Here is a 14,279-nt window from a genome sequence, read left to right as displayed (position 1 = left end):
GCCGCGCGCGCCGCGGCGCCGGCGCCGTCGCGACGATGCGTTCGACGAGCGCCGGCGCGGGCGGTGCGACCGTATCGTTGGCGAGCCACGCGTCGAGTTCGGCAGCATCGTCCAGCGCCGCCAACGCGTCGCCCGGATGCGCGCGCGCCCATGCCTCGGCGGCCGCGCGCTCGCCGTCCGGCCAGCGCCGCGCATCCGAGCCGTACGCGGCGACGATGGTACGAAATCGTTCGGGTGTCATCGGATGTCCTCGCTAGGTGAATCGCCGGCCAGTTGCGCGCGCAAGTTTCGCCGCGCGCGCGCGAGCAGGCTTTCCAGCGCGTCGACGGTAATGCCCATCAGGTTGGCCGCCTCCACGTTCGACATGTCCTGATAGTACTGGAGCACGAGTGCTTCGCGCTGCCGCGCCGGCAACGCCGCGAGCGCCTGCCGCACGCGCGCGTCGCGCGAGCGGGTCTCCGCACGGGTGGCCGGCTCCGGTTGCGGATCGGGTACGTCGGGCAAGATGTCGACCGGTTCTTCGCGCCGGCCGCGCAAGCGGTCATAGCACAGATTCAGCACGACGCGATGCAGCCACGTGTCGAACCGTGCCTCGCCTTCGCGCCAACCCGGCGCCTGTTTCCAGATCCGCAAGAACGTCTCCTGTGCGACGTCCTCGGCTTCCGTGCGGTCGCCAAGCATGCGCGTCGCGAGTGCGAGCAGCCGCGGCAGCTTGCGTGCGACGAGCATGCGCACGGCCGACGCGTCGCGCGCGCCGACCCGTGCGACCAGCGCCGCGTCCGGATCGCCGCCGCTCAACGCGGGGCGCTCCAGCGCATCGCGCGTCTGTGCCGCGGCGCGATCGTTGATGCGCCCGCCGGCAGACTGAAGCTCATCGTCGTGCTCTCCTTGCATGCGCCGCGCCATTACCCGGCCCCGCCGCACTGGCGGTTCAGGATCGCCGCACGCATCGCGCACGGCCTCGGCAAGGTCCGTTTCATCGGCATCCGTTTCAGGCTGCATGGCGATCGGGTCGATCGGGTGCCGGCCGCCCGTTCGCGTGAGCGGCGGCCGGCGTGCTCAATATACGACGACCGGCGCGGGCCGGTAATAGGCCGGGCGCGCCGGCACCACGACACAGCCGGCCAGCACGATGGCTGCGGCCGCGAGTATCACCACGGTTCGAAAAGGCATGGCTGCGCCTCATGACGTTGCGGGAAAGCGCCGCCACGCCGGCACCGCGTGCCGGGCGGCGGCATGCGCATCAGGCCCAGTGACCCGGAATCCAGCGCCACGCCGGGCCGCGCGCGGCCCAGTGGCCCGGCACCCAGTGATAGCCGACGCGAACCACTTGCCAGTGGCCCGGAATCCACACGTAGCGACCCTGCCGCCAGCGCCAGTGACCCTGGTCCCACACGTAGCCCGCGCGCGGCGCCGGCATCACTTCGACGCGAGGCGCCGGCGGCGCGTAAGGCGCGACGATGACGGCCTGCGCGAACGCGGCGGACGCAGCCAGTGCGGCCACGCATGCCGCGGCGAACCGCAATGGAATGGAAAGCTTCATGTAAGACTCCGAAGTAGCGGGTATCGACCGGAAGCGGCCGTTCATGCGTTAAACGGCGCGGGCGAACGGAATCCGTCGCGGTGTCTGCAAATAAATTTCGGCCGGACCTGACGCGCGTCGGCGCGGGCCGGATGCCGCGATGCGCCCACCGGGACGTGTGCCAACGCGCACGGGGTTGCCTTGCTGTCACAACCCGGCAAAACTGCCCTCCGACAATGTTTGCCACCGGAATCCCGCTCGTTTCCGGCCCACGCCCCGGCCACGCCCGCACCCGGCCAGGCGGTTCCACATCTCGCGTCTCCACCAACGAAAACACCGACCATGTCGAACCAGGACAACTCCCCGATCCAGCCGAACGAGCCGGCCGCGTCCGTCTCGCGCCGCGGCTTCCTGAAACTCGCCGGCGTATCCGGCCTCGCCACCGCCGCCGGTGGCCTCGCGGCAGCCAGGGCCGCCGCGTCGAACCCGGACGGCACGCCCGAACAGGTCCACCTGACGTGGGGCAACGACCCGACGTCGGAAGTCGTGATCTCGTGGGCATCGCTCGCGTCGGCCGTCAATCCGCGCGCGCGCATCGTCGCCGACGGCGAGCCGGCGCGCACCGTGCACGGCGTCCAGCGCCTGTACACCGACGGCCTGAACGGCGAGACGGTATTCGCGTACCACGCGCGCGTGCACGGGCTGAAGCCGAATACGCACTACCGCTACGAGATCACGGCCGACAACGACAGCAACGCCGCGCAGCCGTTCTCCGCGAATTTCTCGACCGCGCCGCGCGGCCGCGCGCCGTTCCGCTTCACGAGCTACGGCGATCTCGCGACGCCGAATGGCGCGTGGGTGCTGTCGTCGCCGCAGAGCCGCTTCGCGGTGCAGGCCGTCGAGCAGTTCCAGCCGCTGTTCCACCTGCTGAACGGCGACCTCTGCTACGCGAACCTGAACCCCGCGCACCAGCCCGAGGTGTGGCGCGATTTCGGCAACAACAACCAGACGTCGGCCGCGAATCGTCCGTGGATGCCGTGCCCCGGCAATCACGAGATCGAGTTCAACAACGGCCCGCAGGGGCTCGACTCGTATCTCGCGCGCTATACGCTGCCGGAGAACGGCACGCGCTTCCAGGGCCGCTGGTACAGCTTCCGCGTGAGCTCGGTGCTGTTCGTATCGCTCGACGCCGACGATGTCGTGTACCAGGACGCCGCCGCGTTCGTCGGCGGCCCCGCGCCGCTCGTGCCGGCCGCGAGCACGGGCCGCCCGCCGATCGAGCCCGGCACGTCGTTCTACGTGCGCGGCTACAGCAACGGCGAGCAGACGCGCTGGCTCGAACACACGCTGCGCCATGCCGCGCATGACGACGACATCGACTGGATCGTCGTGCAGATGCACCAGGACGCGCTCAGTTCGTCGAAGACGGGCAACGGGTCCGACAAGGGCATCCGCGAAGCATGGCTGCCGCTGTTCGACCGCTACGGCGTCGACCTCGTGCTGTGCGGCCACGATCACGATTACGAGCGCAGCTACCCGGTGCGCGGCTGCAATCACCGCGCGGGCGTCGATGCGACGACCGGCGAAGTCGTCGAGACGCTGCAGCCGCGTCCGGTCGGCTCGAACGACCCGGACCGCACGAAGTTCGACACGAGCCACGGCACGATCCACCTGATCCTCGGCGGCGGCGGCACCAGCGCGCCGCTCGACGTGTATGGCGAGAACCCGGCGACCGGCTTTGCGCGGGCGAAGGTGTTCACGAAGCCGAACCGGCCGGTGCCGGGCACGGCGCCGAATACGTTCGTGCGCGAGCCGGCCGATGCACTCGAGGATGCGATCTGGTCCGCGCGCCGCGATACGGGCACCGGCTACGGGATTGCCGTGTTCGACCACGACCCGGGCAAGCCGGGCGGTCACACGACGATCACGATGCGCTACTACCACGCGCCGGGCGCCGACCAGCACCCGACCGCCGACTACGAGCTGTTCGAGACGATCGAGCTGAGCAAGAAACGCAACGAGCGGTGATCGGGCGGGCGCCCGTCGCGACGGGCGCCCGATGCTTCATGCGCGCGGCCGGTTGCGTGCGCAACATTACGGTGCGATCAGGATGCCGCGGTTCGCGAAATAGCGGTCGAACGTCGCGCGCGGCATCGCCACGTTCTGCTGCGTGCGCACGTCGAACCCGGACGGGTTGTGGAACAGCCAGTCGCCGGTGTCGCGGTTCGCGCCGAACACGAGCACCATATGGCCGCCGCGCGACGGCGGCTCGAACCCGTCGTGCCGGATACCGGGATGAACCGACGCCATCAGCATGTGGCCGTCATGCAGCTTCGGTTCGAGCGCGGCCGAATCGATCCCTTCCACGACATCGCCATCGATCCCGTACCGCTCGCGCACCCAGTGCACGAAGGGCCGGTAATGCAGGCGCTTGCCGGTGTCGCCGAGTTCAGGCCGGTAGACGCCGAACCCGACGGCTTCGCGCACCAGTTCGAGCAACGGCACGATCGCATTCGACCGGTGCGCGAGCAGCATCTTCAGGCACGCGATGCCGCAGATGCTCGGGCTCCACCGCGCATATTCTTCCGGCGTGCTTGCGCCGGAGCGATGCCACAACGGGTCGTCTTCCGGGCGCAGCTCGCGGGACACGAACCGCGACACCAGGTGCGACGATTCCCATTGCGCGAAATACGGCACTTCTTTCATGGCTTCCCTCTCTGAAAGCGCGATGCGGCCGGCTCGCTACATCAGCGAGAACGTGATCTTCTGCTTCATGCGAATCGGACGTACGCCCTCATCGGCGGTACAGTGAATGCACATGAACGCCGCAGTCACCACGTCGTCGAGTTCCGTATGCCCGCTGCTCGCGAGCAGCGTCACGTCCGACACGGTGCCGTCCCGCAGCACGACGCCGCCGACCGTCACCTCCCCGCTCTGCCCGGCCCAGCGCGCGCTGGCCGGATACGGTACGTCGCGGGGATCGATCCGGGTGCAGCGTGGGACTTCGTATGCGTTGATGTAGGGCGCTTCGGCGCGCGCGACGCCGGAGATCGCAGCGAAGGCGGCGGCTGAAATGACGAGCATTGAGCGACTCGACATGGATCTTCTGGTTGGTCTTATGGGATTCGATGCATGCGACGACGGCTGCGTGACTATACCGCGACGACGCGCAGGCGCCCGATGCACGCCCACTGCGACGCGTTTCGCCATGACACGCGCTAGACTGCCCGCGTCGCCCACCGGCCCATGAAGATGAGTTTCGAATACCGCATCCACACGATCCCGTCGGCCGACGCATTCGATGCAATCGCGAACGCGTTGCGGCAAGCGCATGGCGACATCGACATCGATCCCGACCGACGACAGCTTGAAGTCCGTGGCGACGCCGGCGGCTGGCCGCTGGTCAACCTGTGGACCGACGACGACGGCTTCTTCCTGGCCACGACACTTGGGCGGTCGCGATACGCGATGCTCGACTCGATCGGCCGCGCGCTGCCGGCAATCGGCGCGGCTTGGCACATCGACGACGCATGACCGGCCCCCGTTTCGCCAGCTCGCCCGAATCGGCCACACACGCCGGGCCGCCCCCCCGCCGACGCCCGCCATTCGGCTCTCCCGGCTTCGTCCCTTTAAGCTACGCATGTCCGGGCACGCCACCCCGTGCCCACACCGGCCTCGCCCACGCGGCGAGTTAAGGTGTAAACCCTTATTTTTGCTTGGTCTATTCTCAACCTAAACTGTGTCTACAGTTTGTAGACAATGAAATCATGTCCAGACAGAAGCTTCAGACCGCCTCACCGGATGCCGAATCCGGCGGTTCGGCGGATCGCAAGAACGTAATGGCGGAGACACTGCGGCGACGCATCGTGAGCATGGAGCTCGCGCCCGGCGCCGTCGTCGACGAGCTCGCGCTCAGCGAGGAGTTCGGGCTCTCGCGCCCGCCGGTGCGCGAACTGATGCGCCAGATGGCGGCGGAAGGCTATCTCGAACTCGAGCCGAACCGGCCGGCCCGCGTGTCGCCGATGGGTTATCAGTCGCTGCGCAGCTTTTTCCTGGCCGCACCGCTGATCTACGTCGCGACGACCCAGCTGGCGGCAAGCCACGCGACGGCGGAAGAAGTGGAACGGCTGAAGGCGATCCAGGCGCAGTTTCGCACCGCGATCGAGGAGAACGACCTGCAGGCGCGCGTGCTGCAGAACGACGCGTTCCACTTCGAGATCGGCCGGATCGCGCGCAACGCGTACCTGATGCCGAGCCTGCGCCGCGTGCTGATCGATCACGCCCGCCTCGGCAAGATTTTCTATCGCTCGCCGGCGACGAGCGACATGCAGCACGATCTGGAAACCGCAGTCACGCAGCACGACCAGATCATCGAAGCGATTGCGCAGCGCGATGCGCAGCGCGCCGGCGAGCTGGTCCGCAGCCACATGGAGCTGTCGCGCCGCCGCATGGCCGAGTACGTGATCCCGGAAGGCCTCGACGTACCCATCCAGTTTTAACGGCCGCACCGGGCGGCGCACGCTTTCACGTGCGCCGCCTCTCCATGCCATCGATCAGGACTCTTTACCGATATTGGATTTAGGAATGCATAAGGTTACATCGCTTCCCGCCGACGACAGGATGTGCGGCTGGTACCACACCAGCCGGCAACGTCAGCCCCGGCCGTCGCACCGCGGGGAATCCAGCGCGCGCTGGGCCGTCGTCGGCGCGGGTTTCACCGGCCTGGCCGCCGCGCGGCAGCTCGCGCTGAACTTTCCGGACGACGAAATCGTCCTGGTCGATGCGCAGGAAGTCGGCTTCGGCACCTCGGGGCGCAACGCCGGTTTCGCGATCGACCTGCCGCACGACATCGGCGCCGACGACTACATCGGCGACATCCCCACCGCCAGGACGACGCTGAAGCTGAACGTGCTCGGCCAGACGATCCTGCGCCGGCTCGTCGCCGAGCACGGTATCGATTGCGCGATGAGCGCGTCCGGGAAATACCAGGCGGCCGTGGAGGCACGCGGCATCGCCGTGCTCGACGCCTACCGCCGCGGTCTCGACAAGCTCGGCCAGCCGTACGAGATGATCGAGGGCAAGGACCTGCCCGCGCATATCGGCACGTCGTTCTACCGGAAGGCGCTGTTCACGCCGGGCACCGTGCTGATCCAGCCGTCGGCGCTCGTGAAGGGGCTGGCCGACTGCCTGCCGCCAAACGTGACGCTGTACGAGCACACGCCGATCACCGACGTCGAGTACGGCGACAGGATCGTGCTCGCGCACCGCAACGGCCGGATCACGGTCGACAAGCTGGTGCTCGCGAACAACGCCTTCGGCATGCGCTTCGGCTTCCTGCAGCACACGATGCTGCCGGTCTTCCTGTACGCGAGCCTGACCCGGCCGCTGACCGGCGCCGAACAGGCGCAACTGGGCGGCAAGCCGTTCTGGGGCGTGATTCCGGCCGACCCGTTCGGCAGCACGCTGCGCCGCACGCACGACAACCGCATCCTGGTGCGCAACAGCTTCAGCTTCAACCCCGACGGTCGCCCGCGCGAAAAGTGCCTGCCGCGCTTCGCCGAGCGGCACCGGCTGTCGTTCGAACGCCGCTTCCCGATGCTGCCGGACGTCGAGTTCGAATACACGTGGAGCGGCTCGCTGGCGCTGTCGCAGAACCACAAGGGATTCTTCGGGCAGCTGGCGCCGAACGTCTACGGCGCGCTGTGCTGCAACGGCCTCGGCATCACGCGCGGCACCGTGACGGGCACGCTGCTCGCCGACTGGCTGGCCGGCAAGCGCAGCGACCTGGTCGACTTCCTGCTGGAAACATCCGGGCCGAACCGTACTCCGCCGGAGCCGTTCCTGTCGATCGGCGTCAATTCGACCCTCTGGTGGGGGCAACGCAAGGCGGGACTCGAAAGCTGACCGGGCCGCGGCGAGCGTCACCCCGTCGGGAAGCACCGGACAACCGAAACCGATTCATGCATCACGCTTAGTAGACCATATCAATAGATCGCGCAACGGTGTTCCGTTCGCCATTTCATGGAAGGAGACAGGCAATGTCAACGAATCACACGTCCATCGAGGATGTTCCGCTCAATGGATTCCACCAGTTGCTCACGATCCGCTCGGGCGGCGGCTGGCTCATGGACGGCTACGTGCTGAGCATCATCGGCGTCGCGATGGTGCAGTTTTCCGACGCGCTCGGCCTGACCGGCTTCTGGCAAGGCATGGTCGCCGCGTCCGCGCTGATCGGCATCTTCTTCGGCGGCTTCATCGGCGGCTGGCTGAGCGACCGCCTCGGGCGGAAGAAGCCCTACTTCTTCGGCCCCGTGATCTTCTTCGTCTGCTCGCTCGCGCAGCTGTGGGTCCACTCGGGCGAAGCGCTGTTCGTGCTGCGCTTCCTGATCGGCATCGGCGTGGGCATCGAGTACCCGGTCGCCGGCTCGCTGCTCGTCGAGTTCATGCCGCGCAAGTATCGCGGGCCCCGTCTCGCGATGCTGACCATCATCTGGTTCTGCGGCGCGGCGCTCGCGTACATCGTCGGCAACATCATCCTCGGCAGCGGCGGCCCGGATGCGTGGCGCTGGGTGCTGGCCAGCCCGGCCGTGATCGGTCTCGCGCTGTTCGTCGTGCGCATCGGCACGCCCGAATCGCCGCGCTGGCTGCTCAGCAAGGGCCGTGTTGCGGAAGCCGACGACGTGATCCGGAAAGTCTACGGCCTGTCGTTCTCGGTGAAGAACCTGCCGGAAGAGCAAACCGAAAAGAAGATCTCGCTGTGGGCACTGCTGCACTCGGGCTACGGCAAGCGGATGCTGTTCGTATCGGTGTTCTGGAGCTGCTCCGTGATTCCGGTGTTCGCCGTCTACTCGTTCGCGCCGCGCGTGCTCGAAGCGTTGCACCTCACCGGCCAGTGGGAATCGCTCGGCTCCGTGGCCATCACGTTGCTGTTCGTGGTCGGCTGCATCATCGCGACGTGGATCATCAACGAACTCGGCCGCCGCGCGATGGTGATCCACAGCTTCCTCTGGTCGGGCCTCGCGCTGCTGACCCTCGGCGCCTGCTCGGGCGGCTCGGCGGTGCTGATCCTCGTACTGTTCGGCGCCTATGCGGTGCTGATCGGCGGCGCGCAGGTGCTGCAGCTCGTGTACCCGAATGAAATCTTCCCGACCGACATCCGCGCATTCGCGGTCGGCATGGGCGCATCGCTGTCACGCATCGGCGCGGCTGTCGGCACCTGGCTCGTGCCGATCGCACTGCAGACCGTCGGCATCGGCAACACCATGTATGCGGCAGCCGCCGTGTCGTTCGTCGGGCTGATCGCGTCGCTCGCACTGGCGCCCGAAACGCGCTCGCTCAGCCTGCAAGAGGCCGCGTCGCTGAACCACTGAGACCCGTCACCGGAGCGCCGCCTTCACGACGGCGCCCCTTTCGTCAACCTGCCCCTATCCATTTCCGAGGAAGCACATCATGAATTTCGAAGGCATCTACACCCCGGCCATCACGCCGCTGAACGCCGCCGGCCAGATCGACAAGACCGCATTCGCCGACGTGATCGAATCGCTGATCGCGGCCGGCGTGCACGGCATCATCATCGGCGGTTCGACCGGTGAATACTATGCGCACACCGCGCAGGAGCGCTTCGACCTCGGCGCATGGGCGCGTGAAGTGATCGGCTCGCGCGTGCCGCTCGTGATCGGCACCGGCGCGGTACGCACCGAGGATTCCGTCGAATACGCGAAGGCGGCCAAGGCCGTGCGCGCCGATGCGATCCTGGTCGGCTCGCCGCCCTACGCGCTGCCCACGCAGCAGGAGAACGCGGCGCACGCGCTGGAGATCGACCGCGCGGCCGATCTGCCGATCATGCTGTACAACTACCCGGGCCGGATGAGCGTGTCGATGGACCGCGAATTCTTCCGCACCGTCTGCGACGCCTCGAAGAACATCGTCGCGATCAAGGAAAGCTCGGGCCAGACGGGCCAGTTGCACATGCTGGTACGCGAGTTCCCGACCATCAGCGTGTCGTGCGGCTGGGACGACCAGGCCCTGGAATTCTTCGCGTGGGGCGCACGCAGCTGGGTATGCGCGGGCTCGAACTTCCTGCCAGCCGAGCATATCGCGCTGTATCGGGCGTGCGCGATCGAGAAGGACTTCGACAAGGGCCGCCGGATCATGTCCGCGATGATGCCGTTGATGGATTTCCTCGAAGGCGGCAAGTTCGTGCAGTCGATCAAGTACGGCTGCGAACTCGCGGGGCTGCGTGCGGGCGGCGTGCGCGCACCGCTGCGCGCGCTCGACGAACAGGAAAAGCAGGCGCTGGCCGCAATCGTGGCCGGCATCAAGCGCGAAGTCGCCGCCGTCACCGGAGGCAACGCCTGATGGCCGACCTGCTCAGCGCGCCCGAATACGCGGCGTTGGCCGCGGCGTTGCGCTTCCCGACCGAGCCGTTCATCGACGGGGCGTTCCGCAAGGCCAGTTCCGGCGACACGTTCGCGACCGTCAATCCGGCCACCGACGCCGTCCTCGCGCAGATTGGCGCATGCAATGCGGCCGACGTCGACCTCGCGGTCGCCCATGCGCGGCACGCGTTCGAGGACGGTCGCTGGCGCAAGCTTGCGCCGTCGCACCGCAAGGCCGTCCTGCTGAAGTTTGCCGACCTGCTCGAGCACCACGCGCACGAGCTCGCGACGATGGAAAGCCTCGACAGCGGCAAGCCGATCCGCGAATGCCAGAACATCGACGTGCCGGAGACGATTCATACGATCCGCTGGCACGCCGAGCTGATCGACAAGATCTACGACAACACGGCGCCCGTCGGCGGCCATGCGCTGGCGCTGGTCGTGCGCGAGCCGATCGGTGTCGTCGGCCTCGTGCTGCCGTGGAATTTCCCGCTGCTGATGCTCGCGTGGAAGATCGGCCCGTCGCTCGCGGCCGGCTGCTCGATCGTCGTGAAGCCGGCGAAGGAAACCACGCTCACGGCACTGCGCGTCGCGGAGCTTGCACACGAAGCCGGCGTGCCGGCCGGCGTCTTCAACGTGCTGCCGGGCGGCGGCAAGGAAGTCGGCGAGCCGCTCGGCCGTCACGCGGACGTCGACATGGTGAGCTTCACCGGGTCGACGGATACCGGGCGGAAGTTCCTCAAGTACGCGGCCGAATCCAACCTGAAGCGCATCGTGCTAGAGTGCGGCGGCAAGAATCCGGCGGTCGTGCTGCCCGACGCCCCCGATCTCGACGCGGTCGCGCAGCACATCGTCAACGGCGCGTTCTGGAACATGGGCGAGAACTGCTCGGCGTCGTCGCGGCTGATCGTCCATGCCGACATCAAGGACGAACTGCTGCGGCGTATCGGCACGCAGATGCGCGAATGGCAGATGGGCAACCCGCTCGACCCGGCGCACCGGATCGGCGCGATGGTCAGCAAGGCCCACTTCGAGAAAGTGCGTTCGTACCTCGAGCAGGCCGGCGCGGAGCGCTTGCACGTGGCATTCGGCGGCCACACCGACGGCGGCATTTTCGTCGAGCCGACCGTGGTGGACGGCGTGAGCCCGCACAGCCGGCTGTTCCGCGAGGAGATCTTCGGCCCGGTGCTGTCGGTGACGACGTTCACCGACATCGGCGAGGCGATCGCGCTGGCCAACGACTCGGTGTACGGACTCGCCGCTTCGGTCTACACCGGCAGCCTGAATCATGCGATCCGGCTGTCGCGCGAGATCCGCGCGGGCGTCGTGACCGTCAACTGCTTCGGCGAAGGCGACGTGACGACACCGTTCGGCGGCTACAAGGAATCCGGTTTCGGCGGCCGTGACAAGTCGGTCTGGGCGCACGACCAGTACACCGAGATCAAGACCATCTGGATCGACGTACCCGTGGATCCCGCGTAAGCGGGCTGCATGGCATTGCCGGTTGCCGCCGCCCCGCGTGACGGCGGCAACCGGATCATTCCGCCGGCCATCGCGGCACGGGCAGGCGGAACCGAATCACCTGAAATCGAATTTGAATGTTGAAACAGGCAGGAAGCATGAAGCGCAAGAATAAGGCAACGCTCGCCGGGCTCGGCGCGGTGTTGTTGTGGGCCTCCGTGGTCGCCCTCGTTCGTGGAGTGAGCGAAAGCCTCGGCGCGACCGGCGGCGCCGCGATGATCTATACGGTGGCATCCGTGCTTCTGCTGTTTACGATCGGCTTCCCCGATCTGAGCAAATTTCCGAAAAACTATCTGCTCTGGGGCGGGCTGCTGTTCGTCGCGTACGAGCTGTGCCTGTCGCTGTCGATCGGCTATGCGAGCAATGGCCAGCAGGCGATCGAAGTCGCGATGGTCAACTATCTGTGGCCGAGCTTCACGCTGGTCGCGGCGATCGTGTTCAACCAGCAGCGTGCCAACCTGCTGGTCGTGCCGGGTGTCCTGCTGTCGATGCTCGGGATCTGCCGGGTGCTCGGCGGCGACCAGGGCCTCGATCCGGCCGGCATGCTGCACAACGTCGCGGACAATCCGCTGAGCTACGGCCTCGCGTTCTTCGGCGCGCTGATCTGGGCCGGCTATTGCACGGTGACGGCGCGCCTCGCCGACGGCAAGAACGGCGTCACGCCGTTCTTCATGCTGGTGGCGCTGGCGCTCTGGATCAAGTTCGCGATCGAAGGCGGCGGCGGCATGACGTTCAGCCTGCATGCGGTCGTCTACATCGTGCTGGCGGCATCGGCGCTGGGGTTCGGCTATGCGGCCTGGAACACCGGCATCATGCACGGCAACGTGACGATCATCGTCGGCGCGTCGTATTTCACCCCGGTGCTCGCCGCGATGCTCGCCGCCACGCTGCTGCATGCGCCGCTGTCGATCGAATTCTGGCAAGGCGCATCGATGGTTTGCGGCGGGTCGATCCTGTGCTGGCTCGCGACGCGCAGCCGGCGCCGTGAAAAAGCCGCGCCCGCTCGGGTCGGCAACGAAGCGCAGGGCAATTGCCAGGGCTGACGATGCCGGGCGCTGTCGTCGCGCTGCAGCGCGAACGCAACCGGGCGGTCCGGCAAACCGCCCGTCACCCGCGCTAGCGCGATTCCAGTGCGATACGCACGGCCAGCCCGGCCAGCACCGTGCCCATCAACCAGCGCTGGACCGACGCCCAGACCGGCCGCCCCGCCAGAAAGCCCGCGATGGCGCCGGCCATGCAGGCAATCAGCGCATTCACGCTGACGCTCACCGCGATCTGCACGCAGCCGAGCGCCAGCGATTGCGCGAGCACGCTGCCGTGCCCCGGCGAAATGAACTGCGGCAGAAGCGACAGGTACATCACCGCGATCTTCGGATTCGCGAGGTTCGTGACGAAGCCCATCGTGAACAGCCTGGCCCGGCTGTCATGCGGCAACTGCCTGACCTGGAACGCCGAGCGACCGCCCGGCTTCAGCGCCTGCCACGCGAGGTACGCCAGATAGAACGCACCGGCGAAACGCAACGCGTCGTACGCATACGGCACGGCCATCACCAGCGCGGTGATGCCCAGCGCGGCACACACCATGTAGAACACGAACCCCAGCGCGACACCGCCGAGCGACACCAGCCCAGCGCGGCGGCCTTGGCAGATCGAGCGCGAAACCAGGTAGATCATGTTCGGCCCGGGTGTCAGCACCATGCCGAGCGACACGAGTCCGAAAGCAAGCAAGGCGGGCATGGTCGGCACGGCAATCTCCTTCGGGGCAATGCGGTCAGGGGGTGGGTCCGAGCAATGTATTGCATCTCGAACGTCATCGGCATGAATAAACCTCAAGCCACCCATGAGCGCCGTTCATCGCTGAAGCCGCTCGTTACCTCCCCTTTCTCGCGCGCGTGTTGACCGCCTTCGCCGCCTTCGCGCGTTGCGCGTCGACGAGCCGCACGAACGCGTCGGTAATCGCATTGCCGGCCGCGTTCCACGACAGCCGCACGGAACGATGCAGCCTCGGTGACAGCGCCAGCACGTGGCCGCCAAACGGTGTGTACGTGAGCGTGATGCGCGGCACGATCGACACGCCCATGCCGGCTTCCGCCATCGACAGGATGGTGCGCATCTCGACCACGTTGAACGCGGCCCGCAGTGGCGCACCGCTGCGCGCGAAGTAATCCGCGATCACCGGCCCGCATCCTGCCTTCGAGAAAATGAACGGCGCCGCGGACAACTGTTTCGCCGACACGCTCTTGCGGCCGGCGAACATGCCGTCCGCCGCCACCGCGACAAAGTCCTCGTCGAGCAGCGGCAGATTGTGCGCGAACGTCTTCGAGCCGGCTACTACGCCGACATCGGCCGTACCGTCGTCGATCCACCCTTCGACTTCGCTGTCCGTGCCTTCGAGCAGCACCGCCGACACGCCCTGATGCATCTCCTTCAACGCCTCGAGCGCGGGCACGACGAACGCCAGCGACACGCTCGGCAGCGACGCGACCACCAGCTTCCCTTCGAGCTTGCCGCGCGACAGGCTGAACTGCTGGCGCAGCAGCTGCGCTTCCCGCACCACGTTCTGGATGGACGGCCACAGGCGCTCGCCCGCCGCCGTCAGGACGACCGGCTGCCGGTCGCGCCAGAGCAGCTTGACCTCCGTGAGGTCTTCCAGCTCGGTCAATGCATGACTGATCGCGGATTGACTGCGGCTGAGCCGATCGGCCGCGGCCGTGAGCGAACCGAGTTCGACCACGGCCGCCAGGGCCTGCAACTGGGCAAGCGTCATCGGGTCTCCTTGTTCCGGGGTATGTATGTCGCACATGAGACGACACACTGTCATGAATTATATTGAACCGCGGAAATGATCACGCAGACGC

Annotated in this window: 14 protein-coding genes and 1 pseudogene; 8 read left to right on the top strand and 7 right to left on the bottom strand. The window is 67.2% G+C overall.

The features are described 5' to 3' along the window. From BDI24065_RS35895 to BDI24065_RS35885, 3 genes and pseudogenes are all read right to left on the bottom strand, one after another. Positions 1-241: pseudogene (locus BDI24065_RS35895) on the bottom strand (hypothetical protein); the annotation flags it as partial. Then, positions 238-1,002 (bottom strand): RNA polymerase sigma factor, encoded by a 765-nt coding sequence (locus BDI24065_RS35890; protein WP_175035166.1) that lies wholly within the window; start codon positions 1,000-1,002, stop codon positions 238-240. The pseudogene BDI24065_RS35895 and the gene BDI24065_RS35890, both read right to left, overlap by 4 nt. A gap of 241 nt (positions 1,003-1,243) precedes the next feature. Next, the gene (locus BDI24065_RS35885) at positions 1,244-1,543 is read right to left on the bottom strand and encodes a YXWGXW repeat-containing protein (RefSeq protein WP_175035165.1); all 300 of its coding nucleotides are present in this window, start codon (positions 1,541-1,543) and stop codon (positions 1,244-1,246) included. A gap of 321 nt (positions 1,544-1,864) precedes the next feature. On the opposite strand from BDI24065_RS35885, the gene BDI24065_RS35880 reads away from it, so the two are divergent. Further along, complete coding sequence (locus BDI24065_RS35880; RefSeq protein WP_174943110.1) at positions 1,865-3,550, top strand: purple acid phosphatase family protein; 1,686 nt, start codon at positions 1,865-1,867, stop codon at positions 3,548-3,550. A gap of 66 nt (positions 3,551-3,616) precedes the next feature. Here BDI24065_RS35880 and BDI24065_RS35875 read toward each other — a convergent pair whose 3' ends face one another. Together BDI24065_RS35875 and BDI24065_RS35870 are read right to left on the bottom strand one after the other, a co-directional pair. Then, complete coding sequence (locus BDI24065_RS35875) at positions 3,617-4,228, bottom strand: hypothetical protein (RefSeq protein ID WP_175035164.1); 612 nt, start codon at positions 4,226-4,228, stop codon at positions 3,617-3,619. 36 nt (positions 4,229-4,264) lie between these two features. Then, entirely contained in the window at positions 4,265-4,606 is a 342-nt protein-coding gene (locus BDI24065_RS35870) for a TonB family protein (protein WP_175035163.1), read from the bottom strand. Positions 4,607-4,768: 162 nt separating this feature from the next. Between BDI24065_RS35870 and BDI24065_RS35865 the strand changes: the two genes are divergently transcribed. From BDI24065_RS35865 to yddG, 7 genes are all read left to right on the top strand, one after another. Continuing rightward, positions 4,769-5,056 carry a hypothetical protein gene (locus BDI24065_RS35865; RefSeq protein ID WP_175035162.1) on the top strand — a complete coding sequence of 96 codons (288 nt, stop codon included), beginning with the start codon at positions 4,769-4,771 and terminating at the stop codon, positions 5,054-5,056. 233 nt (positions 5,057-5,289) lie between these two features. Further along, positions 5,290-6,021: a GntR family transcriptional regulator gene (locus BDI24065_RS35860; RefSeq protein WP_175035161.1), complete on the top strand. Its 732-nt coding sequence runs from the start codon at positions 5,290-5,292 to the stop codon at positions 6,019-6,021. A gap of 85 nt (positions 6,022-6,106) precedes the next feature. Further along, positions 6,107-7,426, top strand: coding sequence for an NAD(P)/FAD-dependent oxidoreductase (locus BDI24065_RS35855; RefSeq protein WP_175035160.1), 1,320 nt, complete (start codon positions 6,107-6,109; stop codon positions 7,424-7,426). Between the two features lie 134 nt (positions 7,427-7,560). After that, positions 7,561-8,892, top strand: a complete 1,332-nt coding sequence (locus tag BDI24065_RS35850) for an MFS transporter (RefSeq protein WP_175035159.1) — start codon at positions 7,561-7,563, stop codon at positions 8,890-8,892. Positions 8,893-8,971: 79 nt separating this feature from the next. Beyond that, complete coding sequence (locus BDI24065_RS35845; RefSeq protein ID WP_175035158.1) at positions 8,972-9,880, top strand: dihydrodipicolinate synthase family protein; 909 nt, start codon at positions 8,972-8,974, stop codon at positions 9,878-9,880. After that, the gene (locus tag BDI24065_RS35840; protein WP_175035157.1) at positions 9,880-11,382 is read left to right on the top strand and encodes an aldehyde dehydrogenase; all 1,503 of its coding nucleotides are present in this window, start codon (positions 9,880-9,882) and stop codon (positions 11,380-11,382) included. Before BDI24065_RS35845 ends, BDI24065_RS35840 begins: the two co-directional genes overlap by 1 nt. Before the next feature lie 137 nt (positions 11,383-11,519). Then, positions 11,520-12,464: an aromatic amino acid DMT transporter YddG gene (gene yddG, locus BDI24065_RS35835; RefSeq protein WP_175035156.1), complete on the top strand. Its 945-nt coding sequence runs from the start codon at positions 11,520-11,522 to the stop codon at positions 12,462-12,464. 73 nt (positions 12,465-12,537) lie between these two features. Here yddG and BDI24065_RS35830 read toward each other — a convergent pair whose 3' ends face one another. Both BDI24065_RS35830 and BDI24065_RS35825 read right to left on the bottom strand, forming a co-directional pair. Then, positions 12,538-13,167 (bottom strand): LysE family translocator, encoded by a 630-nt coding sequence (locus tag BDI24065_RS35830; protein ID WP_175035155.1) that lies wholly within the window; start codon positions 13,165-13,167, stop codon positions 12,538-12,540. 124 nt (positions 13,168-13,291) lie between these two features. Then, positions 13,292-14,188 carry a LysR family transcriptional regulator gene (locus BDI24065_RS35825; RefSeq protein WP_175035154.1) on the bottom strand — a complete coding sequence of 299 codons (897 nt, stop codon included), beginning with the start codon at positions 14,186-14,188 and terminating at the stop codon, positions 13,292-13,294. Positions 14,189-14,279 lie beyond the last annotated feature (91 nt).

It is taken from the genome of Burkholderia lata, assembly GCF_902499025.1.
GTDB classification, from domain to species: domain Bacteria; phylum Pseudomonadota; class Gammaproteobacteria; order Burkholderiales; family Burkholderiaceae; genus Burkholderia; species Burkholderia lata_C.
This window is presented reverse-complemented; position numbering and strand designations above follow the sequence as displayed.

Bases quoted from the DNA above. Each gene is read 5' to 3' on its own strand.
- BDI24065_RS35890 (WP_175035166.1), bottom strand. From the start codon at position 1,002: ATGCAGCCTGAAACGGATGCCGATGAAACGGACCTTGCCGAGGCCGTG.
- BDI24065_RS35885 (WP_175035165.1), bottom strand. From the start codon at position 1,543: ATGAAGCTTTCCATTCCATTGCGGTTCGCCGCGGCATGCGTGGCCGCA.
- BDI24065_RS35880 (WP_174943110.1), top strand. From the start codon at position 1,865: ATGTCGAACCAGGACAACTCCCCGATCCAGCCGAACGAGCCGGCCGCG.
- BDI24065_RS35875 (WP_175035164.1), bottom strand. From the start codon at position 4,228: ATGAAAGAAGTGCCGTATTTCGCGCAATGGGAATCGTCGCACCTGGTG.
- BDI24065_RS35870 (WP_175035163.1), bottom strand. From the start codon at position 4,606: ATGCTCGTCATTTCAGCCGCCGCCTTCGCTGCGATCTCCGGCGTCGCG.
- BDI24065_RS35865 (WP_175035162.1), top strand. From the start codon at position 4,769: ATGAAGATGAGTTTCGAATACCGCATCCACACGATCCCGTCGGCCGAC.
- BDI24065_RS35860 (WP_175035161.1), top strand. From the start codon at position 5,290: ATGTCCAGACAGAAGCTTCAGACCGCCTCACCGGATGCCGAATCCGGC.
- BDI24065_RS35855 (WP_175035160.1), top strand. From the start codon at position 6,107: ATGCATAAGGTTACATCGCTTCCCGCCGACGACAGGATGTGCGGCTGG.
- BDI24065_RS35850 (WP_175035159.1), top strand. From the start codon at position 7,561: ATGTCAACGAATCACACGTCCATCGAGGATGTTCCGCTCAATGGATTC.
- BDI24065_RS35845 (WP_175035158.1), top strand. From the start codon at position 8,972: ATGAATTTCGAAGGCATCTACACCCCGGCCATCACGCCGCTGAACGCC.
- BDI24065_RS35840 (WP_175035157.1), top strand. From the start codon at position 9,880: ATGGCCGACCTGCTCAGCGCGCCCGAATACGCGGCGTTGGCCGCGGCG.
- yddG (WP_175035156.1), top strand. From the start codon at position 11,520: ATGAAGCGCAAGAATAAGGCAACGCTCGCCGGGCTCGGCGCGGTGTTG.
- BDI24065_RS35825 (WP_175035154.1), bottom strand. From the start codon at position 14,188: ATGACGCTTGCCCAGTTGCAGGCCCTGGCGGCCGTGGTCGAACTCGGT.